This window comes from Secundilactobacillus mixtipabuli, from assembly GCF_002217925.1.
Lineage (GTDB): Bacteria > Bacillota > Bacilli > Lactobacillales > Lactobacillaceae > Secundilactobacillus > Secundilactobacillus mixtipabuli.
The window spans coordinates 1-240 of record NZ_BCMF01000068.1 but is presented as its reverse complement, the minus strand read 5'-3'; the positions used below and the strand labels follow the sequence as shown (position 1 = coordinate 240).

The 240-nt window shown below is 42.1% G+C and carries 1 protein-coding gene; it reads left to right on the top strand.

Annotated features, from left to right (window positions below):
* The coding region (locus IWT5_RS12030) for a transposase (protein ID WP_143443116.1) at nucleotides 1–240 on the top strand (240 nt) is incomplete at both ends.

Genomic DNA, 240 nt, shown 5'->3' with positions numbered 1-240 from the left:
GAGTTCAAAGTGTGGTAGTTGATTTAAACGCTCAATACTGTCACTTTATTAAGCGGATCTTTCCCAATGCTGAAATCGTAATCGATCGATTTCACATTATTCAACTGGCTGGACGAGCACTTGATCAAGCTCGTATTCAAGCTTTTCAGACCATTCCCGATCACCGCTCACGCCTCTATCGCATATTGAAATCTCATTGGCGCTTATTCCACCAAAATCAGGACACCATCAACGATGTTA